This is a genomic window from Intestinibacillus massiliensis (assembly GCF_900155735.1).
In the GTDB taxonomy this organism is placed as follows: Bacteria; Bacillota; Clostridia; order Oscillospirales; family Butyricicoccaceae; genus Intestinibacillus; species Intestinibacillus massiliensis.
Genome location: NZ_LT707059.1, coordinates 692,102 through 713,317 on the forward strand (window position 1 = coordinate 692,102; position 21,216 = coordinate 713,317).

At 59.2% G+C, this 21,216-nt stretch carries 23 protein-coding genes and 1 rRNA gene; 2 read left to right on the forward strand and 22 right to left on the reverse strand.

Annotated elements, in window-relative coordinates:
- Nucleotides 1-104 precede the first annotated feature (104 nt).
- From CZ203_RS11235 to CZ203_RS11265, 7 genes are read right to left on the reverse strand one after another with little or no spacing between them, the layout of a single operon-like run.
- Nucleotides 105-1,355 (reverse strand): methionine gamma-lyase family protein, encoded by a 1,251-nt coding sequence (locus tag CZ203_RS11235; RefSeq protein ID WP_087066189.1) that lies wholly within the window; start codon nucleotides 1,353-1,355, stop codon nucleotides 105-107.
- Between the two features lie 11 nt (nucleotides 1,356-1,366).
- On the reverse strand, nucleotides 1,367-1,795 hold the full coding sequence (locus CZ203_RS11240; RefSeq protein WP_087066190.1) for a GNAT family N-acetyltransferase: 429 nt from the start codon (nucleotides 1,793-1,795) through the stop codon (nucleotides 1,367-1,369).
- Between the two features lie 9 nt (nucleotides 1,796-1,804).
- The gene (locus CZ203_RS11245; RefSeq protein ID WP_087066191.1) at nucleotides 1,805-2,590 is read right to left on the reverse strand and encodes a hypothetical protein; all 786 of its coding nucleotides are present in this window, start codon (nucleotides 2,588-2,590) and stop codon (nucleotides 1,805-1,807) included.
- Between the two features lie 27 nt (nucleotides 2,591-2,617).
- The gene (wecB, locus tag CZ203_RS11250; protein WP_087066192.1) at nucleotides 2,618-3,766 is read right to left on the reverse strand and encodes a non-hydrolyzing UDP-N-acetylglucosamine 2-epimerase; all 1,149 of its coding nucleotides are present in this window, start codon (nucleotides 3,764-3,766) and stop codon (nucleotides 2,618-2,620) included.
- Complete coding sequence (locus tag CZ203_RS11255; protein WP_087066193.1) at nucleotides 3,753-4,883, reverse strand: glycosyltransferase family 4 protein; 1,131 nt, start codon at nucleotides 4,881-4,883, stop codon at nucleotides 3,753-3,755. Before CZ203_RS11255 ends, wecB begins: the two co-directional genes overlap by 14 nt.
- Before the next feature lie 54 nt (nucleotides 4,884-4,937).
- Nucleotides 4,938-5,951 carry a tryptophan--tRNA ligase gene (gene trpS / locus CZ203_RS11260; protein WP_200809475.1) on the reverse strand — a complete coding sequence of 338 codons (1,014 nt, stop codon included), beginning with the start codon at nucleotides 5,949-5,951 and terminating at the stop codon, nucleotides 4,938-4,940.
- Nucleotides 5,948-7,150 (reverse strand): aminotransferase-like domain-containing protein, encoded by a 1,203-nt coding sequence (locus tag CZ203_RS11265; protein WP_087066194.1) that lies wholly within the window; start codon nucleotides 7,148-7,150, stop codon nucleotides 5,948-5,950. The genes trpS and CZ203_RS11265 overlap by 4 nt, the downstream gene beginning before the upstream one ends.
- A gap of 189 nt (nucleotides 7,151-7,339) precedes the next feature.
- Here CZ203_RS11265 and glpK point away from each other — a divergent pair, with 189 nt between their 5' ends.
- Nucleotides 7,340-8,827, forward strand: a complete 1,488-nt coding sequence (glpK, locus tag CZ203_RS11270; protein WP_200809476.1) for a glycerol kinase GlpK — start codon at nucleotides 7,340-7,342, stop codon at nucleotides 8,825-8,827.
- A 34-nt stretch (nucleotides 8,828-8,861) separates the two neighbouring features.
- Here the strand turns inward: glpK and CZ203_RS11275 are convergent, their stop codons facing one another.
- The 9 genes from CZ203_RS11275 to CZ203_RS11310 all read right to left on the reverse strand — a co-directional run bounded on the left by CZ203_RS11275 (nucleotide 8,862) and on the right by CZ203_RS11310 (nucleotide 16,806).
- Nucleotides 8,862-10,466: an ABC1 kinase family protein gene (locus CZ203_RS11275; RefSeq protein WP_087066196.1), complete on the reverse strand. Its 1,605-nt coding sequence runs from the start codon at nucleotides 10,464-10,466 to the stop codon at nucleotides 8,862-8,864.
- A complete protein-coding gene (locus tag CZ203_RS11280) occupies nucleotides 10,441-10,770 on the reverse strand; it encodes a phasin family protein (protein ID WP_087066197.1) in 330 nt (109 codons plus the stop codon). Before CZ203_RS11280 ends, CZ203_RS11275 begins: the two co-directional genes overlap by 26 nt.
- Before the next feature lie 60 nt (nucleotides 10,771-10,830).
- Nucleotides 10,831-11,640: an adenine deaminase C-terminal domain-containing protein gene (locus CZ203_RS15385; RefSeq protein WP_328588165.1), complete on the reverse strand. Its 810-nt coding sequence runs from the start codon at nucleotides 11,638-11,640 to the stop codon at nucleotides 10,831-10,833.
- Complete coding sequence (locus tag CZ203_RS15390) at nucleotides 11,549-12,400, reverse strand: amidohydrolase family protein (RefSeq protein WP_456236201.1); 852 nt, start codon at nucleotides 12,398-12,400, stop codon at nucleotides 11,549-11,551. The genes CZ203_RS15385 and CZ203_RS15390 overlap by 92 nt, the downstream gene beginning before the upstream one ends.
- A 239-nt stretch (nucleotides 12,401-12,639) precedes the next feature.
- A complete protein-coding gene (locus CZ203_RS11290; protein ID WP_087066198.1) occupies nucleotides 12,640-12,909 on the reverse strand; it encodes a TfoX/Sxy family protein in 270 nt (89 codons plus the stop codon).
- Nucleotides 12,909-13,721, reverse strand: coding sequence for an alpha/beta hydrolase (locus CZ203_RS11295; RefSeq protein ID WP_087066199.1), 813 nt, complete (start codon nucleotides 13,719-13,721; stop codon nucleotides 12,909-12,911). The genes CZ203_RS11290 and CZ203_RS11295 overlap by 1 nt, the downstream gene beginning before the upstream one ends.
- Nucleotides 13,722-13,761: 40 nt before the next feature.
- Nucleotides 13,762-14,757 carry a M42 family metallopeptidase gene (locus CZ203_RS11300; RefSeq protein WP_087066200.1) on the reverse strand — a complete coding sequence of 332 codons (996 nt, stop codon included), beginning with the start codon at nucleotides 14,755-14,757 and terminating at the stop codon, nucleotides 13,762-13,764.
- Nucleotides 14,750-15,775 (reverse strand): M42 family metallopeptidase, encoded by a 1,026-nt coding sequence (locus tag CZ203_RS11305; protein ID WP_087066201.1) that lies wholly within the window; start codon nucleotides 15,773-15,775, stop codon nucleotides 14,750-14,752. Before CZ203_RS11305 ends, CZ203_RS11300 begins: the two co-directional genes overlap by 8 nt.
- Nucleotides 15,775-16,806 carry a M42 family metallopeptidase gene (locus CZ203_RS11310; protein WP_235847512.1) on the reverse strand — a complete coding sequence of 344 codons (1,032 nt, stop codon included), beginning with the start codon at nucleotides 16,804-16,806 and terminating at the stop codon, nucleotides 15,775-15,777. Before CZ203_RS11310 ends, CZ203_RS11305 begins: the two co-directional genes overlap by 1 nt.
- Nucleotides 16,807-16,979: 173 nt before the next feature.
- On the opposite strand from CZ203_RS11310, the gene CZ203_RS11315 reads away from it, so the two are divergent.
- Nucleotides 16,980-17,804 carry an RluA family pseudouridine synthase gene (locus CZ203_RS11315; RefSeq protein WP_235847513.1) on the forward strand — a complete coding sequence of 275 codons (825 nt, stop codon included), beginning with the start codon at nucleotides 16,980-16,982 and terminating at the stop codon, nucleotides 17,802-17,804.
- Between the two features lie 30 nt (nucleotides 17,805-17,834).
- Here the strand turns inward: CZ203_RS11315 and CZ203_RS11320 are convergent, their stop codons facing one another.
- The 6 genes from CZ203_RS11320 to rrf form a co-directional block, all read right to left on the reverse strand.
- A complete protein-coding gene (locus CZ203_RS11320; RefSeq protein ID WP_087066203.1) occupies nucleotides 17,835-18,512 on the reverse strand; it encodes a M48 family metallopeptidase in 678 nt (225 codons plus the stop codon).
- 75 nt (nucleotides 18,513-18,587) lie between these two features.
- Entirely contained in the window at nucleotides 18,588-19,238 is a 651-nt protein-coding gene (locus CZ203_RS11325; RefSeq protein WP_087066204.1) for an ECF transporter S component, read from the reverse strand.
- Between the two features lie 60 nt (nucleotides 19,239-19,298).
- The gene (locus tag CZ203_RS11330) at nucleotides 19,299-20,069 is read right to left on the reverse strand and encodes a type III pantothenate kinase (protein WP_087066205.1); all 771 of its coding nucleotides are present in this window, start codon (nucleotides 20,067-20,069) and stop codon (nucleotides 19,299-19,301) included.
- 71 nt (nucleotides 20,070-20,140) lie between these two features.
- Nucleotides 20,141-20,524 carry a putative ABC transporter permease gene (locus CZ203_RS11335; protein WP_235847514.1) on the reverse strand — a complete coding sequence of 128 codons (384 nt, stop codon included), beginning with the start codon at nucleotides 20,522-20,524 and terminating at the stop codon, nucleotides 20,141-20,143.
- Between the two features lie 41 nt (nucleotides 20,525-20,565).
- Nucleotides 20,566-21,015 (reverse strand): nucleoside 2-deoxyribosyltransferase, encoded by a 450-nt coding sequence (locus CZ203_RS11340; protein WP_087066206.1) that lies wholly within the window; start codon nucleotides 21,013-21,015, stop codon nucleotides 20,566-20,568.
- 68 nt (nucleotides 21,016-21,083) lie between these two features.
- Nucleotides 21,084-21,200: ribosomal RNA gene (rrf, locus tag CZ203_RS11345) — 5S ribosomal RNA — on the reverse strand.
- Between the last annotated feature and the right edge of the window lie 16 nt (nucleotides 21,201-21,216).

Consider the following 21,216-nt stretch of genomic DNA (forward strand, 5'->3'; position numbering starts at 1 on the left):
AGCCGTGTGCGGCTATTATACCACAAAAAAAGGGTTCGTTCAATATAAACCGCTAGATCGTTTAAAAGTGAGAAAAGGCGGGAAAATCCCGCCTTTTTTTCGTGCTATTTGGCTTTTTTTAAACGTTCCGCCGCAAGCAGGATGCCGGCCTTGCCGGACGAATAGGTCAATCCGCCCTGCATATAGCACACATAGGGTTCCCGCATCGGCGCGTCTGCGGAAAGCTCGATCGACGCGCCTTGGACAAACGCCCCGGCCGCCATAATAACCGGGTCGTCATACCCCGGCATCGCCCAAGGCTCCGGCGTGACAAAGGAATCCACCGGCGCGCCCGACTGGATGCCCTCACAGAACCGGCAAAGCGGCTCCGGCGCGCCGAACGCGATGGTCTGGATAATATCATACCGGGTATCCTCCGCCTTTGGGCTGACTTCATACCCGAGCAGTTCCATAACCTTTGCACAAAAAACCGCCGTCTTGAGCGCTTGCGCGGTGATGTGCGGCGCCATAAACAGGCCTTGGTACAGCAGGCGGTTCTGCCCTATCGTGCAGCCGCATTCCCCGCCGATGCCGGGGGCCGTCAGCTTATACGCGGCGTTTTCCACCAAGTCCGCCCGGCCTGCAATATAGCCGCCGGTGGGTGCAAGGCCGCCACCGGGGTTTTTGATGAGGGAGCCTGCTATAAGGTCCGCGCCAAACTGCGTCGGCTCGGTTGTTTCCACAAACTCGCCGTAGCAGTTGTCCACCATGACAACCGCGCCCGGGTTTACCCGGTGCACAATCCCGCATATCTCGCCGATCTGGGCGCACGACAGCGTCTGGCGCACGGCATAGCCGCGGCTGCGCTGGATGAACACCAGCTTGACCGCCGGGTCTGCCGCCGCCTGCCCAATGGCGGGCAGGTCGGGCAGGCCGTCCTTCAGGTCGACCTGCCGGTAGCCGATGCCGTAGCTTTTCATGCTGCCGCACATATCACCGGTGATGGTATTTTGTAGCGTGTCATAGGCAGGCCCGGTCACGGACAGCACGGTATCCCCCGTTTTGACGGCGGAGAACATCGCGCAGGACAGCGCATGCGTGCCGTTTACGAATCCGATCCGTACAAGCGCCGCCTCCGTGCAAAAGATATCGGCATAGATGCGGTCGAGCGTGTCACGCCCATGGTCGTCATAGCCATACCCGGTCGTTCCCGCAAACAGGTTGTCTGAAACCCTGTTTTTGCGGAAGGCTGCAAGCACCTTTTCCGTGTTGCTATCGCACGTTTCGTCAATACGCGCCATATACGGCGCGATAAAGCGCTCGGCTTGCTTGCCGAGCGCGTAAATTTCATCTGAAATCCCTAAATAATTGGCCATGGCTACCTCTCCTAAAGGCTGCACTCCATCCGGTAGTGCGGATACCCTTCTTCTAAAAATACATCGCTGACTGCGGTAAAACCGCATGCCTCATAAAACCCTTTCGCCCGCATCTGCGCATCCAGCACCATGCTGTGCGCGCCCATACGGCGCGCCTGCGCCCGGCACTCTTCCAGCACCGCCCTGCCGTGCCCGCCGCCGCGGGCGGGTTTCAGCAGCGCGAGCCTGCCCAAACGCATCACGGGCTTTTGATCCCAAAATATCCGGGCGGTACCGCAGGCGGCGCCGTCCAGCATGAGTAGGATATGATAACTCCGGCGATCGGTTTCGTCGAACTCCTCCTGGAACCCCTGCTCCTCCACAAATACCCTGTTCCGGATATCGTGCGCCGCATCCGGCAACTCGCCAAATGCTGACCAGGTAAATGCTACTTCCTGCATGCTTTGTCATTACTCCGTTCCTGATGGATTGCCGATGCCTTCGGCCAGCGCGCCGCCGGGCAGGGCAAAGGCCGAATCCTCCGGCGTTTCTGTGGAAACCATCGTCATCACGCTACTGCGGATGAGACGTTCCCCTTCAAAGATGTCGGCCCGTTTGAGCAGGCCGGTCACCGCCGACACATAATATACGCTCCGGTGTCCCCCGTCCTGCGCGCCGACGTAGATACAGGGCTCGTAGTCCAGATTGACGCTCCCCGCCTCGGTGAGCGTTTCACGCGGCAGTGCAATGACTGTCTCATAAGTCGGCAGCATACCGGAGGCGTCCACGGAAAATGCGCCCGCCTTCCCCTCATAATAGGTGCTGCTGCCGGTCTGCCACGCATAGAGCCTATCGCCGCTTTGGATCGTACTGCGCACGATCGACCCGGAGGGATTCAGTTCATCCGTACGGCAAACGCCATTTTTGACCGTCTGCCTGCGGGAAATGGTATGGCTGGACTGGCCATAGTAAAGCGTGTTTTCAATGGTACAGCTATAGGCGTCCGGCCTGTCCAGCGACGCGATGGTCTGCTGCACGTTGTCGGGCGTAATCTTGATCCCGTCCAGCCCGTCGTCCTGCTTGTGCTGCACCTCTGTGTCGGCTACCGGCGCCTTGTCCACCTCGCCGGGTAGGACGATCCCCGTCCCGTCCGCGCGGTAGGCGCTGGTCGACACATAAAAGCTGAGGAACAATGTACCCACCATCACCATCGCGCCGATTGAGGCAAGCAAGGGCGTCGTCACTTTGGGTTTCATGCGGTTCCTCCAATCAAGCCGGGGATGTTACGGGCAAAACGGCGCGGGGTCGTCCTCGCGCAGGCCGAAATACTGCTCGATCGCCTGCACGATACGTTCGGACGTCTTGCCGTCGCCATAGGGGTTGACGGCGTGCGCCATCGCGTGATACGCGCCGGGGTCGTCAAACAGCTCGCGCGCCAAGCGCACGATCTCCCCCTGGTCTACGCCCGCCAGCTTTACCGTGCCCGCCTCGATCGCCTCGGGGCGTTCGGTCTCCTTACGGAGCACCAGCACCGGCTTACCCAGGGACGGCGCCTCTTCCTGCAACCCGCCCGAATCGGTCATGATCATATAGCAACGCGCCATCAGGTTGTGCATTTCATCGACCGCAAGCGGCGCGATCAGGTGGATGCGCGGGTTGCCGCCCAGGTACTTTTCCGCGGTCTCACGCACGTACGGGCTTAGGTGCACCGGGTACACAAAATGCACGTCCGGATAGGCAGCGGACAGCTCCGCAATCGCACGGCAGATATTCTCCATCGGCTCGCCGTAGTTTTCACGGCGGTGCGCGGTTACAAGCACAACGCGGTTCTTGGCAAAGTCAAGCGCCTGGAGCTGCTCGTCGCGGAAGGTAAACTCCCCCCGCACGGTCATATGGATCGCATCCACGACCGTATTGCCGCACACCAGCACGCCGTCATGGATATCCTCCCGCGCGAGGTTGTCGCGGTTGCGGACGGTCGGCGCAAAATGCAGCGTCGCAATCTGGCCGGTCAGCTTGCGGTTCATCTCTTCCGGGAACGGCGAATACTTGTCATAGGTGCGCAGGCCCGCCTCTACATGCCCCACCGGGATCTTGTGGTAGAACGCGGCCAGCGCGCCGGCAAACGTCGTCGAGGTGTCGCCATGTACGAGCACAATATCCGGCTTCGCCTCCTCCAGCACGGCGTCCAGGCCGTGCAGGGACTTTTCCGTAATCAGCGCCAGCGTCTGCCGCGGCTGCATGATATCCAGGTCGTAATCGGGCTTGATTTTGAAAATATCGAGCACTTGGTCGAGCATCTGGCGGTGCTGCGCGGTTACGCAGACGATGCTTTCCGTATGCTCCCCCTGCTCGAGCGCACGCACCAGCGGCGCCAGCTTGATCGCCTCTGGGCGGGTGCCGAAAACGGTCATTACTTTAATCTTTTTCATCTGATTCTGTATCCTTTTCTTCAGATTCCGGCAGGTTGGGCTGCCCTGCCGTGTTGTGGTGCTCCGCATTGAGATGTTTGTCCACACTCAGGACGATTTTTGCGCCCACCGCGATCGCAATGATTACGGCCAGTACCAGCACCATCGCCTTGACTTCGCCGCGCGAGGTCAATACGACGGCGGCCAACCCGAGCGTGCCGCTGATCGCGTAAAGGATTGCGACGCTCTGCTTTTGGTTAAAGCCCATATCCATCAGCCTGTGATGGACGTGGCCGCGGTCGGGGCTCATCGGGCTGCGGCCGGACAGGACGCGGCGCGTGATCGCGAAGGCCGTGTCAAAAATCGGCAGGCCGAGGATCAGGAACGGCACCGCGAAGGATATCACCGCATAAAACTTAAACATGCCTTGTATGGACATGGTCGCAAGCATATACCCCAAAAAGGTCGACCCGGTATCGCCCATAAAGATTTTCGCCGGGTTGATGTTGTATGGCATAAAGCCGATGCATGCGCCCGTGAGCGCCGCCATGGCGACGGCGACGGCCATGTCGTTCGTCAGCAGGCCGACCGCGAGCATCGTCAGCGCGGCGATCGAGGAAACACCGACCGCCAGGCCATCCAGGCCGTCGATCAGGTTGACCGCGTTTGTAATCCCCACGATCCAGATAATCGTCACCGGGATTGCAAAAATGCCGAGGTTAAAATACGGGTTTTCTGAAAATGGGTTCAAATTTGTGAACATCGCGATTTTAAGCCCGCCCGCGCAGACGGGGATGGCCGCCGCAACGATCTGCACCACAAATTTTAGCTTGGCGCCCAGCGCCATAATATCGTCAAAAATGCCAAGCACGACGATAATGGTCGCGCCGAGCAGGATGCTCAGGAGCTGTTCGTCAAAATCAGCAAATATGAGCATTGCACACAGGAAAGCGATAAAGATCGCCAGGCCGCCCATGCGCGGGATCGGCACCTTATGCATGCGGCGGTTATCCTTGGGCACGTCAATCGCGCCGACCTTGTGGGCAAACCGCTTGACAAACGGCGTTAAAATATAGGCTAACACACCCGCAACGGCAAAAGCCGCAATAATTGTCCCGATTACCTGATATTCAGACATAATTGCTACTACCTCTCCAACCTCCGTGCGCCGGGGTACCGGCGCACAGGGACTTTATCGCTTGACAAAGCCAACCTTCCGGTAAACTTTATCCAGCGTTTTGCGGGCTAAATAGTTGGCTTTTGCAGCGCCTTCTTTATAAACGCTTTCCAGGTAGCCTTTGTCCTGCAAAAGCGCTTCTGTCTTTTCCCGGATGGGGCGCAGCAGTTCCACGACCGCCTCGCCGACGGCAGGCTTGAAGTCGCCGTAGCCCTTGCCCTCAAATTCGGCTTCCACCTGCTCCGGCGTTTTGCCGGTTGCAAGCGCGTAGATCGAAATCAGGTTATTGACGCCGTCCTTGCCCTCGCCGCGTGCGACGCGCGTGTCCGAATCGGTCACCGCGCGGCGGAATTTCCGCATAATATCATCCGGCTTGTCCATGAGCAGGATAAAGCTGTTCTGGTTCTCGTCGGACTTGCTCATCTTGCGGGACGGCTCCTGCAGGCTCATGATTTTTGCGCCTGTCTGCGGGATATACGGCTCCGGCATGACAAAGGTATCGGAATATACGCCGTTAAAGCGCTGCGCAATGTTGCGCGCCAGTTCGACATGCTGCTTCTGGTCGACGCCCACCGGCACCATATCCGTCTGATAGAGCAGGATGTCGGAAGCCATCAGCACCGGGTACGTAAACAGGCCGGCGTTGACATTGTCCGCATGCTTGGAGGACTTGTCCTTAAACTGCGTCATGCGGGAAAGCTCGCCAAACATGGTATAGCAGCTCAGCACCCAGGCCAGTTCCGCATGCGCGGGTACGTGGCTCTGAATAAACAGCGTGCTTTTATCCGGGTCAAGGCCGCAGGCGATATACTGCGCCAGCACCTCGAGCGTCTGGCGGCGGAGCGTCGCCGGATCCTGACGGACGGTGATGGCATGCATATCGACGACGCAGTAAATGCAGTTATATTCCTCCTGCAGCGGGCCGAAATTGCGGATTGCGCCGAGGTAATTCCCCAGGGTCAGCTTCCCGCTCGGCTGCACGCCGGAGAAGATGGTTTTCTTCTTCTGTTCGATCGTATTTTCGCTCATGCTTCTACTTCCTTTAAATAGTCTTCAATTACTTTGCCCAGGATGGCGATCCCCGTTTCGATCTGGCTGTCGGACGGGAGGGAGAAATTGAGCCGGATCCCCGGGCTTTTCATCTCATCGTTGACCAGGAACGAAACGCCGGGCACCGCGGCGACCTTCTGCACGCCGGCGCGCTCGCAAAGCGCGAACCCGTCGCAGCCGTCGGGGAGCTGTACCCAGAGGAACAGGCCGCCGTCGGGATGGGTCACGCTGACGCGCTTGTCAAAGTGCCGGCCGATCGCGTCCAGCATCACGTCGCGCTTGTGGCGGTAGAGGCCGCGCACCTGCTCGATGTGCGCATCGAGATCATATCTATTTAAGTACTCGGAAATGACCATCTGGAAAAACAGGTTGGAATGCACGTCGCTCGTCTGCTTTGCGACCACCATTTTCCCGATCACCTCACGCGGCGCGCAGGCAAAGCCCATCCGGATCCCCGGCGCAAGCACCTTGGAATAGGAACCCGCATAAATGACGCGCCCGTTTACGTCCATGCTCTTGATCGCCGGGACAGGCTCCCCGGAGTAGCGCAGTTCAAAATAGGGGTTGTCCTCCAGGATCATGACGTTATATTTTTCCGCGAGCGCGAGCATTTCCCGCCGGCGGGATTCCGGCATCGTACGCCCGCTCGGGTTCTGGAACGTCGGGATGGTGTAGATCACCTTGACACGCGGCTGTGTCTTGAGCAGGTTTTCCAGGATGTCCATCCGCATGCCCAGCTCGTCCGTCGGGCAGCCGACCAGACGCACGCGGTACGACCGGAAAGCGTTGAGCGCGCCGACAAAGCTCGGGTCTTCACAGATGAGGGTATCCCCTTCATTCAAAAACACCTTGGCCGCCAGCTCCAACGCCTGCTGCCCGCCACTCGTGATGATCAGGTCGTCCCCGTCCGTCCCGATGCGGTACTTTTCGCGCAGCCGCTTGGCCGTCTGCTGGCGCAGCGGCATATACCCTTCGGTCATGCCGTACTGCAGCGCTTCCCCCGCCCGGTTCCGGAACAGGTCAGTGGCGATTTCCGCCATTTCCGCAGCCGGGAAACTCTCCGGAGACGGGTTGCCCGCCGCGAAGGAAATGACCGACGGGTCTTGCGTTACTTTAAGGATTTCGCGGATCGCGGAAGGCTTCAAGCCGGAAATCCGATCCGAAAACTGATATTGCATGGCTTCATTGCCCCTTTTATGCAGAATCGTGCTGGATTAAAATATACCTATCAGTTATCATAGCACAAAAGCCCGGTGCGTGCAATGTCCCGTTCCCTGTTTTCGGCAAAAACATGGCGCCCCGTTGACAAGGACCGCCCCGAACCAGTATAGTTAGACTATATAAGCGGAAAAGGGGCGGATATGCATATGATGCAGTACATATTGGCGCTTGACCAGGGTACGACCAGTTCGCGCGCCATCCTGTTTGATACACAGCAAAATATCGTCGGCGTGGCGCAAAAGGAGCTGACGCAGATATACCCGCACGAAGGCTGGGTAGAACAAAACCCGATGGAGATCTATTCTTCGCAATATGCCGTCATGATGGAAGTGATCGCGTCCAGCGGCGTGCGCGCGCAGGAGATCGCCGCCATCGGCATCACAAACCAGCGGGAAACCACCATCCTGTGGGACAGGCACACCGGCCGGCCAATCTACAACGCGATCGTATGGCAATGCCGCAGGACCGCTCCGATCGTGGACGGGCTGTGCGGCGCGGGGCTGTCCCCGTACATCCGCCGGACGACCGGCCTTGTGCCGGACGCCTACTTTTCCGGCACAAAAATCAAATGGATTTTGAATCAGGTGCCGGGCGCACGCGAACGCGCGGCACAGGGCGACATCCTGTTCGGCACGGTTGATTCCTGGCTGGTGTGGAAACTCACGGACGGCGCCGCGCATATCACGGACGTCACCAACGCATCCCGCACCATGCTGTACGATATCCGCAAGCTGGACTGGGACGATACGCTGCTTGGGGCGCTGGACATCCCGCGCGCCATGCTGCCGGAGGTGCGCTCCTCCAGCGAGGTTTACGGCTATGCCGATATCCAGAACGCCCGCATCCCGATTGCAGGCATTGCGGGCGACCAGCAGGCCGCGCTGTTCGGGCAGACCTGCTTTGCGGCGGGCGACACGAAAAACACCTACGGGACAGGCTGTTTCCTGCTCATGAACACCGGTGCCGTCCCCTGTGAAAGCAATAACGGCCTGTTGACGACGATCGCGATCGGGCTGGACGGCGGCGTCCAATACGCGCTCGAAGGCAGCGTGTTCGTGGGCGGCGCGGTCATCCAGTGGCTGCGCGACGAAATGCGCTTCCTCAGCGAGAGCCGGGACGCGGAGTATTACGCCCAGAAGGTGCCGGACACCGGCGGGGTGTATTTCGTGCCGGCGTTTACCGGGCTTGGCGCGCCCTATTGGGATATGTACGCGCGCGGCTGCCTGATCGGCTTGACACGCGGCACCCGCCGGGAGCATATTATCCGGGCGGCGCAGGAATCCATCGCCTATCAAAGCTGCGACCTGCTTCATGCGATGCAGCGCGATACCGGGATCGAACTGCGTGAACTCAACGTGGACGGCGGCGCCAGCCGCGACGCATTCCTGATGCAGTTCCAGGCGGATATCGCGGGCTGCACCATCCGCCGCCCGGCGATCCACGAAACCACCGCGCTCGGCGCGGCGTATCTGGCCGGCCTGGCCGCCGGGGTCTGGAAAGACCGCAACGAATTACAGTCGCTTTGGCGCTGCGAAACGACCTTTGCGCCCCATATGCCCGCGGAGGAACGCGCCCATCTGCTGAAAGGCTGGGGCAAGGCCGTCGGGCGCAGCCAGGATTGGGCGGAACACTAAAAAAGAAGCCCGGACAGCTAGGCCTGTCCGGGCTTTAATTTTTGTGTTTCTTGTCTTTATGCATGTCCCACAGCACCCAAAAACCAATCAGGAGCGCCGCCGCAAAGCCCAACAGGCCGAGGATCGGGATTTCCAGGATGCGCGGCTTCATATCCGTCGTACACAGCATACAGGAGCCGATCAGGAGCGCCGCGGAAAAAATGCACTTGATGACTTTGTTGACCATGCGGTCGATCGAGGACAGCGGCTGTTCCGACCCGAGCAGTTCCAGGTTCAGCTTTGCCTGCCCTTTGATTCCCATGCGCAGCAAGTCCGACATTTGGGCGGGCAGGTCGATCGCCTTCCGGCCGGATTCATACAGCCGCCTGGCGTTTGTGCGCAGCTCCTGCTTGAGGTCAAACTCTTGCAGCATTTCGGAAGACAGGCGGTTCGCCATGATTTTGACCAGGTTGATTTCCGGGCTGATGACTGCGAGCACGCCTTCCAGCGTCAGCACGCCGCGCCCCAGCATCGAAACCCCCTTGGGCATCGCGATGTGGTGCTGCTTGGCAAGGGTCAGTATCTCCTCCAGCATCTGGCCGAGATCCATGGTGCCAAGTTCCATTTTGCCGTACTTTGTCAGGAAGCCGTCGATATCGGTATACAGCCGCGCATGGTCTATTTTGCCCGTACAGACGCCGATCGTCAGCAGGATGCCCTTAAGCGCGTCGACGTCGCCCCGCACGATCGCCTTAACAGCCTCGCGGAACAGTTCTTGGTCGCGTACGGACAGCCGCCCCATCATGCCGAGGTCGATCCAGACGATTTTGCCGTCCCGGATGCGGATGTTGCCCGGGTGCGGGTCGGCGTGGAAAAAACCGTCGTCCACAATCTGCTTGACATAATTGTCGGCAAACTTCAGCCCGATCTCCTCCAGGTCGTACTCCTCCGCAAGCAGCGCGGAAAGGTGGTCGATGGGGATGCCTTCAATGTACTCCATCACAAGGACTTTTGAGGTCGTATGCCGGTGCTCGATCCGCGGGCAGTCCACAAAGGCGACCTCGCGGTTACGCTCCCGGAACTCTTCGGCATTTTGCGCCTCGATCAGGAAATCCATTTCCTGCTGCGCGACCGCCCACATCTCGTCGAGCACCATATTGAAGTCGATCACGTCCCCCACTTCCGTGAGTTTGAGCAGGCGGGACGCCCGGTGCAGGAGCTGGATATCCCGCGACATGGTCTCGCGGATGCCGGGTCTCTGGATCTTGACCACAACGCGCCGGCCGTCCCGCAAGACGGCCGCATGCGCCTGTGCTATGGAGGCTGAACCAAGCGGTTCTTCGTCAAGCTCAGAAAATACCGCATGTACCGGCGATTTATACTCCGATTCTATGACCTGTTTGACATCCGTAAAGTCTATTGGCTTTACATCCGTCCTAAGCCGCGCAAGCTCCGTACAATAGGCTTCCGGCAGCATATCCCGCCGCATTGACATGATTTGCCCCAGCTTGACAAAGGTCGGCCCCAGGTCTTCCACGATTGCGCGCAGTTTCGCCGGCGATATCCCTTTTACAATTTCATGCCTGGCCAGGATTGCAAGGATTTCACGGAGCCGCCCGTGATATTCCAGTGCTTCACTGGCCGGCGCTTTCCGTGCCATTTTGCTCCTTCTCGTCAAGTTCTGCCAGCTTGCGCCGCAGGGCTTCCCGCTCTTCCTTCGTCATGGCTTCCACATCGACCGCCGGGGCGGCCGCAGCGCTTTCCCGTTCCGCGCGCTTTTCCTGCACGGTCTCCTTGATTTTATGCTTCAGCTCCTCATTCAGCGCCTTTCCCTGCTCCACAGTCAGTTCCCCGCGCCGTACCAGTTCCTTTACCACCTCTTCGGACTTTTCCGCGGTGACCGCCACCGCGCCGATCCCTGCCAGCAAAACCTTTTTCAGGTCGTTTCCCAGTTCAGCAAACATGATTGTTCCTCCTTTAAAACGGCAACGCCGTTATCGTGTATCGGCGGCATTGCGCCGTCCTTACTCCGGTTGGGCTGCGATAAATGCAAATTTCTCAACGTCGAACAGGCCGCGCGGCGTAAGCCTGACCGCCGGGATCACAGGCAGCGCCAGGAAAGAAAGCGTAATAAACGGCTCGATCCCCTCCGGCACCCCCATTTTACGCGCAAGGCTGATCATATGGTGCAGCTTTTGCTCCACTTCCTCATATGGCCGGTCGCTGACCAGGCCCAAAACCGAAAGCGGGAGCGTCGCGAGCGGTTCCCCGTGCGATACAATCGTATAGCCCCCGCCGACGCGCGCAAGCTCTGCGACCGCCGCCAGCATATCCGCGTCATTATCCCCCGCAACCAGCAGGTTGTGGGAGTCATGGGAAACGGTTGTGGCGATTGCGCCGCCGCGCAGCCCGTAACCCATGATCGGCGCAACGCCGACCGCACCGGTCGCATGATGCCGCTCCACGACGGCAAGCTTATTAAACCCGTCGCACGGTACAAACCACCCGTTTTGCGCGGGCAATTTGCGGGTTAAGTGCTCGGTAGCCAATTGCCCGGCTATCAGCCCAATGACGTCCTGCCCGCCCTCCATTGCCTTCAGGCGGAACGCCTCCGGCGCAAGCGGCGCGACATGGACGGTGTGGCGCAGCGGGCTGTCCGGCGCAAGCGGGGGCGCGGCGGCGAACCCCCCCGCGACGTCCTTGCCCTTGTGGTAAACCGCGGCAATGTCGACACGCCGGAGGTCACGCAGTACGACAAAGTCGGCTTGGTAACCCGGTGCAATCGCGCCCAAATGCCGCAGCCCATAACACTGCGCGGTATTGATGGACGCCATTGCGTACGCCTTGGCGGGCGCAAGCCCGAGCGNAACCCGGTGCAATCGCGCCCAAATGCCGCAGCCCATAACACTGCGCGGTATTGATGGACGCCATTGCGTACGCCTTGGCGGGCGCAAGCCCGAGCGCGATCGCGCGCCGGATACAGTGGTCGATATGCCCCTGCCGCCGGATGTCCTCGATATGCGCGTCGTCCGTGCAAAAGGAAAAACCGGCGGTATCGACGCCGCTTTCGACAATTCCTGCTACGAGCGCCTCCAGGTTCTTCCCGGCGCTGCCTTCGCGCACATGGATATGCATCCCCATGCGGCGCTTTTCAAGCGCATCTTCAAACGTCATGCACTCATGGTCGGTATGGATGCCCGCAAGGGCATAGGCGGACAGGTCGCCGCCCGACAGGCCGGGCGCATGGCCGTCGCGCGGGCGGCCTTCAAACTGCGCCAGCTTGTCCATCATCTCCGGCTCGCCGGTGACCACCGACACATAGTCCATCACCTCGCCCAATCCCAGGACGCGTTCATAATCCTTATATTTGTCCATTTCCGCCGCGCTAAATGTACAGCCCGACATTTCAAATGGGGTCGCCGGGACACAGGACGGCAGCATAAAGTATACGTTCGCAGGCACTTTACAGGTGCTGTCCACGAAATACCGGATGCCCTCCCAGCCCATGACGTTGGCCGCCTCATGCGGGTCGGCGATATAGGTCGTCGTGCCGCATGGCACGCTGCTTTCGAGCAGAAACGGCGGCGTTACCATGGTGGATTCCAAATGCAAGTGCGCGTCGATAAACCCCGGTACGACAAACTGGCCCCCAAGGTCAATTTCCCGCTTGCCCTGGTATCGGCCCACGCCGACAACCGTGTCCCCGCAGACGGCAATGTCCCCCGGCAAGACCTCGCCGGTAAAGACATTGAGGATGCGCCCGTTTTTAAAAACGGTCTCGGCCGCCTCCTCTCCGCGCGCAGCGCGCGCCCATGCCGGATAAGCCTGATAATTCAATCTGATTTCCCCTTCTTGACCTCGTTGTAAAAAGCCTTGATCCGCGCCTTGTCCGCATCCGGCAAGTCCGCTTTCCGGATGCTTTGCACCGCGCCTTCCAGCGCATATAGCCGATGCAGGCACGCGGATGGATCGCGCGCCAGAAGGCGCAGCCACACCTGCTCCGCACCGGCCTGCCGCAGCTGAGCCGCGGTGTCGATCCCTACTTCATGCAGCTCGCGTTCCAGCGTCTTGCCGATATTCGGCAGCGCCGTAAGCTCCCCCATCAGCGCGCCTGCTTCCGGGAAGAAAACACCGCCGTCAGCCATTCGCTCGCCAGTGTAAACCACTTGGCGACATGCCCGTCCGGGACGCGGCCGTTGGCAAGGTCGCTGGTGTCCGCGGTTGCAAGGGACAGGCCGTGCACGCCGTTCTGGAACAGGTGCAATTCCTGCGGTACGTTCACCGCCATCAGCGCGCGGCTGAGGAGCAGCGCGTTCTGTACCGGCACCTCGTCGTCGTCCATGGTGTGCCAGATAAACGTAGGCGGCATCTGCTCCGTCACCATGGTCTCCAGGGAAAAGTTCTGCTGGGAGGCCGCATCCGCGCCCGCAAGGTTCACAAAGCTTTGGCGGTTTGCGTATTTCCCCGCCGTGACAACCGGATAGGACAGGATCAGTGCGTCCGGCCGCCGTTCTTCCGCTTTGGAACCGGTAAACAGGTCGTCGTTCTGCCACAATGCGCCCAGGGTACCGGCCAGGTGCGCGCCGGCGGAAAAACCGCATACCGCGATCTTGCGCGGGTTTACGCCCCACTGATCCGCATTCCTGCGCAGTTCCGTGACCGCCCATGCAAGCTGGCGCGCCGGTTCCAGGCCGAGCGGCGGCTCCTCACAGTCGTACCACAGCACAAATGCGTGATACCCTGCCCGGTTGAACGCGTGCGCGACCGGGTCGGCCTCGCGCAGCGAGCAAAAATCATAGCCGCCGCCCGGGCAGATCACCACGCTGCCGCGTGAAACGCCAGGCTCAATTAAAAAGCAGTCAAGCGATGCATTGCCCAAGGGGCAATCGAGTTTCATCATTTTCCGCTGATCCATTTGTCTTCCCTCCTGTTGTCAAACGATAGGTGGATAGGTTTTACAAAATGGTGCAGACCGTGTGCGCCAGCAGCGCTGCTGCCCGCTCGACATCACTGACTGAACACATTTCACTTGGGGAATGGATATACCGTGTCGCAATGCTGATCGCGCCGGACGGCACGCCGCCGCGGCTGCGCTGCAAGGCGGCCGTATCGGTACCGCCGAACTGTAAGATTTCCTGCTGCACCGGGATGGCAAGCTCCTCCGCCGCATGCGCGAGCGCCTCCCGCACGGCGGGCGCGCAGAGGACGGAACTGTCCATCACTTTGATCGCCGGGCCCGCGCCCATGTGCACCGCCATAGGGTATTTATGCTCGGGCAGGTCGCCGGTATCGGTCACATCGAGGGCGATGCCGTAATCGGGCTGCAGGGCGAAGGCCGCAGGGCCTGCGCCGCGCAAACCGACTTCCTCCTGCACGGTAAAAACAAAATACAGGTCGTTATCGGTCGCCACCAGCTGTTCCATGGCAAGGAGCAGCGCCACACAGCCGATCCGGTTGTCCAGATAGGGGCCGCAAATCGCATCGCCCTGCTCAAAGCGCGGCGCATCGTAGACCGCAAAGTCGCCGACACGCACCAGCCGCTCCGCCGCCGCCTTATCAGCCGCGCCCACGTCGATAAACAGGTTCTCCATTGCAAGATCCTTAAACGGCGTTTTTTCCTCATAGGAAATCACGCCGCGTGTACCGTTTGCAAACCGCACCTGGATATTGATCAGGTCGCCCTTAAACAGGCCGCCGACCGGTGAAAACCGGATAAAGCCTTTTTCATCAATATATGTGGCGACCACGCCGATGCTGTCCATGTGCGCGGCCATCAGGATTTTACGCCCCGTGCCTTTTTTACGGCAGATCAGGCTGCCCATGGTATCAGTCGTTATTTCATCGACAAAAGGTTCTGCGAGCGCGGCGATCACCTGCCGTACCGCCTCCTCACGCCCGGACGGGCCGAACGCGCCGCCGACTTTCTCATAATATTCAAAAACCTTAGACATCGTCTCGTTCTCCAATCTCCTCTAAAAATGCACGGGTAAGCGCCATGACGCACTCCATGTCCTCGGCCGCGCCCACGCACGCCGGCGAATGGATATACCGTGTCGGCAACGCGACCGCGCCGACCCGCACGCCCGCGCGGCTCTGGTGGATACGCCCTGCGTCCGTGCCGCCCGCGACCATGTGCTTGGTCTGCCATTTGATGCCGCGCCGGTCGGCCGCATCCCGGAGCAGGGAAAACAGGCCTGCGTCATAGATCGTCCCGCGGTCCATAAACGGGATCACAGCGCCGCCGCGCACGGCGCATACCTGTTTATGCGCGGGGACGTCGGCCAGGTCGGCCGCCGTGGTGCTTTCGACCACCAGGCATACGTCCGGCTTCAGCCGGTAGCAAGCGGTCGCCGCGCCGCGCGTGCCGACTTCCTCCTGTACCGTAAAGCAGAACCAGGTATCGACCGCGGGCTGTTCCTGCAGGATTGTCAGCAGCACCGCGCAGCCGAGCCGGTCGTCGATGGCCTTGGATTTGATCAGGCCGTCGCCGAACGCCACGAAGCCCGAATCGAAAACGCCGTAATCCCCGGGCGAGACCTGCGCCTCTGCCGAAGCCTTGCCGGCCGCGCCGATATCGATATACAGGTCGTCCGTCTTGGGCATGGTGCGGCGCTCCGCCGCGCGCGTCAAATGCACCGCCTTGATGCCGACCACGCCGATGGTATCGCCGAAACGCACGCGCCGCCCAATCACGACGCGCGGGTCAACGCCGCCGACAAAGCCGAATTTCAGTATGCCGTCTTCCGTAATGCGCTTGACGATAAAGCCGACCTCGTCCATATGGGCGGCAAGCATCACGGTTTTGCCCGTGCTTTTCCTGCCCTTGCGGAAAACCATCAGGTTTCCCATCGGGTCTGTCAGGATTTCGTCGGCATAGGGCGCGGCCTGGCTGCGGAGGTAATCGCGGACAGCGTCCTCCGCGCCGGACGGGCCTGGAAGCGCGCACAGCGCCTGAAAGGATTCAAACATTACAGACGCACCTCCCCGTCAAAATTCCGAAGGAAATGGTATAGCAGGTCGGAAACGCTGTCCAGGTCGGACAGGCAAATGCTCTCGATCGGCGTATGCATATACCGCAGCGGGATGGACAGCAAGCCCTGCGCCGTGCCATAGGCGGCGATTTGCATCGCCCAGGCGTTCGTCCCGGTGTGCCCCTCCATGACCTCCTGCTGGTAGGCAATCCCTTCCGCCTTGGCGGTTTTGATCAGCGCGCGCGTCAGGCGCGTATCAAGGTTCGGCCCCATACCGACCATGACGCCGCCGCCGTATTCAAACGTCTTATCAGACGGCGCGTCCGGCGTTTTTGCGTGGCCGACATCCACCGCGATGGCAAAATCCGGCCGGATACGGTAGGCGCCGATCCCCGCGCCGAGGCTGGTCGTCTCTTCCTGCACGCTGATCAGGACGGCAACGTCTACAGAAAGTTCCTCACCGCCCAGTTTTTCCATGGCCTGCGCGATCGCGATAATGCCCGCCCGGTCGTCCAGGCATTTCCCCGTGACGCTGCCCTTGGACAGCTGGAACACGCGCTCGGCAAACACGACCGGCGTACCGGTTTTAACACGGGTTTTGGCCTCGATCAGGCCGGTATCAATCAGCATTTCATGAATCTGCACCGCCTTGTCCTGCTCGCCCGCCTTCATCAGGTGAGGCGGCATGCAGGCGATGACGCCGTACAGCGGCTCGTCCGCTAAGACGGTGACCTCACAGCCGAGCAGCATCCGCGGGTCTACGCCGCCGGACTCAGCAAACCGGAGGAAGCCGCCGTCCAGCACTTCCGTGACGACGAACCCGATTTGATCCAGATGCGCGTCCAGCAAAACAGTTTTTGCATTTTCCTTTCCACAGCGCCGCATGCCTACGATATTCCCAAAGGCGTCGATCTCCACGCTGTCACAGCAGGATGAGAGCAATTCGGCCGCGACCGTCGCCCCCTGCCGCTCAAATCCGCTCACTGCAGGCGTTTCGCACAGCCTTGTGAGCGCGTTTACAATATCCAAAACAAATCCTCCTGTTGCCTGTCTTTGTTATTACCTCTATTATAACCGCATTCCCTTTTTGATACAACAGTTCTATTGCACCGCTTAGCAAAATCTGCTAAACTTATTTTATGATGAAAACAGTAAATTATCCGATTCCGCCAAATGACGCGGGCAAAACAGTCGAACAGTTTTTGCGCAAACAAGGGCTGTCGCACGCGCTGCTCGTGCAGCTCAAACGCGATCCCGGCGGCCTGCTGCTGGATGGTGAACCGGCCTATACCTGCGCGCGCCTCCGCCCTGGCGCGGTGCTGCAAATCAATCTGCGGGAAGGCCTGTCCAGCGGCACGGTCACCCCTGTCCGCCAGCCGCTTGCGATCGTTTATGAAGATGAAGACCTATTCGTCATTAATAAGCCCGCCGGCATGCCGGTACACCCATCGCACGGGAACCGGGAGATGACCCTTGCGAACGCCCTTGCCGCCCGCTATCTCGAGCGCGGGGAGCCGTTCTGTTTCCGTCCCATCGGCCGCTTGGACAAAAACACTTCCGGGCTTGTGCTGCTCGCAAAAAACGGGTTGTCCGGCTGCCTGCTTTCGGGCATGGCGGGACGCCGCCAAATCCGGCGGGAATACCTCGCGGTATGCAAAGGCCGTTTACCAGACAACGGTACGGTTGACGCGCCGATCGGGCGCGTCCCTGGTTCTTCGCTGCTCCGTGAAGTGCGTCCGAATGGGCGGCCGGCTGTGACCCATTTTGAGCGCATGGACGATGCAGCCGGCCTGTCGCTCGCACGCGTATGGCTGGAGACCGGCCGGACACATCAGATACGGGTACATATGGCGCACATCGGGCACCCCTTGCCGGGGGATTTCCTGTATTGCCCGGACTTCACTAAGATCAGCAGGCATGCGCTGCATGCCGCGCGGCTGTGCTTCCCCCATCCCCTCACGGGGGAAACGCTGCAATTTGAAGCGCCCCTGCCCCGGGATATGGCCGCCCTGCTCGAAAAAGGATAAGCCCCGGTTACCAAAAGGAGTAACCGGGGCTTATTTCCTCATTTTCCTGCGGATCTCCCGCCAGTTGGGATAGAACCGATCCATGAGCCGCCAAAAGTCCGGGCCATGGTTCGGCACATACAAATGCGTCAGCTCATGCGCCATCACATAATCCAGGCACGCCGGTTCCTCATGGATCAGCCGCTGGTTGATACAAATACGGCCTGTTTTCAGGCTGCAGCTCCCCCAACGTGTCTTCATATCCCGGATATAGTATCCCAATGCCCGGCGTCCGGTCACAGCCTCCCACCGTGCGCACACTCCCGGAAGCGCCTGCTCCAATTCTCCCCGGAACCAATGATGCAGCAGCGCCTGGCTTTGCGCATCCCCTGCGCCTTGTGGGACGGTAAGGTACAACGCTTCGGCTTCCTTGTGCAGCCCCGGCGCGCCGTCCCCATGCACAATGTATAGACGCAGCGTTTGCCCCCATAACCGGAGCTGCATCCCGTCGGCCACCGGCGTTCCCTGTTCCGCAGGAAGGCGTACGAGCTGCGCCCGCTGCTTTAAAATCCAGTCCCGGTGCATCCGCGCGAACTGTTCCGCACTTTCCCTGCTGACGCGATAAGGGATGCTCATCCAGACCTTTTCCGGCGTCACATGGAGGTTGATCCGCCGGATCCGCTTGCGGATGACTTCAATTTCAAATTCCGGGAACCTGATAGGATGCATCCGCTTATCCCCTTCCGTCAAAAGCGCAAAGCACCTGCCGGTATATGGCAGGCGCTTTGCTTCTATCAAAATCACTTAATTTTCTACACGGGGCAGCACTTTCAGCAGCGCTTTGCCGATCACGCCTACTAAAACGGCGGCCGCGATCGCTTCCGGGATACCGGAAGCGGTTACCGTACCCATTACAAGGCCAAATACCGCTGTCAACGCAACGTCTTTCGCCTGCGCATATTGCTGCGCGAACAGGAAATAAATGCTGCTCATGACCAGGATGGTATTCGTCATAGAGCCTAAAAAACCGACCAAAGGAAGCGCGACATAGTCCTTCATCTTTATCTTTGTGGAGGCACGCCACAGCCACCCAGCAACGACGCCGATCAGGATACGGCAGCCAATGCTGATCCAAAGCGCCTTGAGCATGCCGGGGATTCCTGTCGTGCTCATGAACGGCGAAAAAGCGAAGGAAAGAAGCGTCGGCGCAGTGGTGTTCGAAATCAAGCTGCAAATGCCGAATACGCCGCCCAAAATACCGCCTGCGAGCGGCCCGAGAAGGATCGCACCCAAAATTACGGGAATGTGGATTGTCGTCGCCTTGATGATCGGCAACTGGATCATGCCGAGCGGCGTGTTTGCCAGCACCACGATAATCGCGGCAAGCAGCGCGAGCTGCACCAGCTTCCGGGTGGAACGCAGGCCTGTCCGTGTCCTTGTCAATGTGTTTTCCATATGTACTTTTCCTCCTGCTGCCGTCCCGCCCTATCGTCGGGTACAGCGCAAATTTTAGGGTCAGCCGCGGTTTTTCTTCCAGATCAGATACAATCCCCGTAACGTGATGTACGGGTCTAACTCCGCTTCTGTTTGAAGGTAGGGTGCGATGGCTTCCGAAGCGCCGCCGGTCAAAAATACGTGCGGCGCCGCGCCAAACGCATCCGCATAACGCGCCAGCATGCCGTCGATCATGGCCGCTGCACCGTAAACGGCGCCCGCCTTGATCGCCTCCACCGTATTCTTACCGATCACGCCATGCGCCGGCGCTTCCAGTTGGACAATCGGGAGCTGTGCCGCACTGCGTTTTACCGCGTCCAGCATAATCCGCACACCGGCCGCAATGGCCGTGCCAACAAGGACGCCGTCCCGGTCGATCGCCGTAAAGGTCGTAACCGTGCCCATGTCCACCACAACGCACGGCGTCTGTCCGGTATGCATCGCCCAAACGGCGTTTGCAACCAGGTCACTGCCTAATGCGCGCGGCTGGTCGATTTTAATGTTTAAGCCGGTTTTTACGCCGGAGGAAACATTTAAAATCGGCCCATTGGTCAGGAATCGGAGCGCCTTTGACATAATCGGATGCATGCCGGGAACCACCGAGCAGAGCACTGCGCCGTGGATCTCCGAAAGCATTACGCCGTAAAGCCCAAAAACATCTTTGAGCGCGCAGGCATACTGCTCCCCCGTCTGCCGGTCGTCCGTTTCAATCGAGGCGACAAATTGTAAATCGTCCCCGTTGAACCCGCCAACCTTGACGTGGCTGTTTCCAACATCCAGCGCAATCAGCATCCTGAAACCCCATTTCCGTGGCTTTCACCTCCGCCATTATACCCTGTCTGCCCCAGAAGTGCAATAGTATTTTATTTATTTTCCAACAATCCGGAAATCCTGGTGGAAAGGCCCATTGCAGGCGCAGCCAGGAGGAACCAAAGCGCCGCATATTTCGCACACACTTGCCCCAAAAGGTTAAAACGCTCCCTAGAGTAGTCCCAAATCCCAAGGCCGTAATGCAGGTTCACGACGCATCCCACAATAAACTCCGCCGTTGTAATCAATGCGGAACCCGCCACACAGCGCTGCACCCAGGAAACACCCTGCAGGGATTTGCGGACAGGCGCCATCACACTGAATACCACGCCGCCTGTCAGCGCCATCGTCCAATGTGTATATCCGCGCCATAAAATTTCAAGCGCTGCATAGCCTGCGCTTCCGCAGGCAAACAGGCCAGCTATGCGTTTCATCATAATCATATCACCGCGCATAGCTTCCCCAAGAACCGCTTACATTATACCTCCTGCGCAGCGAGCCGAAGGCAATCCTCCAACTTTCCCTGTACAATCACTACGGAGCAGCCTAGCATCAAATTGACCGCCATATCAAAGTTTTCGACTGCAAAACCATCGCTGTCCCATTCACCCAGTTTTTCACGCATGGTACGGCAATCTTCCAGGTATCCGTAAATACGTTTTCCCTTTGCATAAGCATAACCAACTTCAAAGCATGTGCCGCTGTCCGGTTCTGCGCCACGGAAGCTATTTAAATTGGCTATCAAGATATCACACTGTTCGATTAGTTCCAAATTGCCTGTGAAAATTTCTTTTGGGTCGGACGCTTCGTTGTCCAAAGGGTACAGCCCTATAAAACCGCGTTCCGCACAGGCACGTTTCATCTGCGCGCCCCGCCGCACCGCATCCGCGGCGAAAACATCGTATCCGGCCAAGTAAACTTTTTTCACAACAATTCCCTCCGTGTATCTAAATATACAAAAAGACGGTAACCGAAGTTACCGTCTTCCTTTTTTAGTGTGCGCGCTGCGTTATCTTCCCGGGCCGTCGCCAGCCAAGTATTGTCACCGTTAACGAGCTTAACTACTGTGTTCGGTATGGGAACAGGTGTACCCTCGTCACTATTAGCACGCACTATCTATTATTACAAA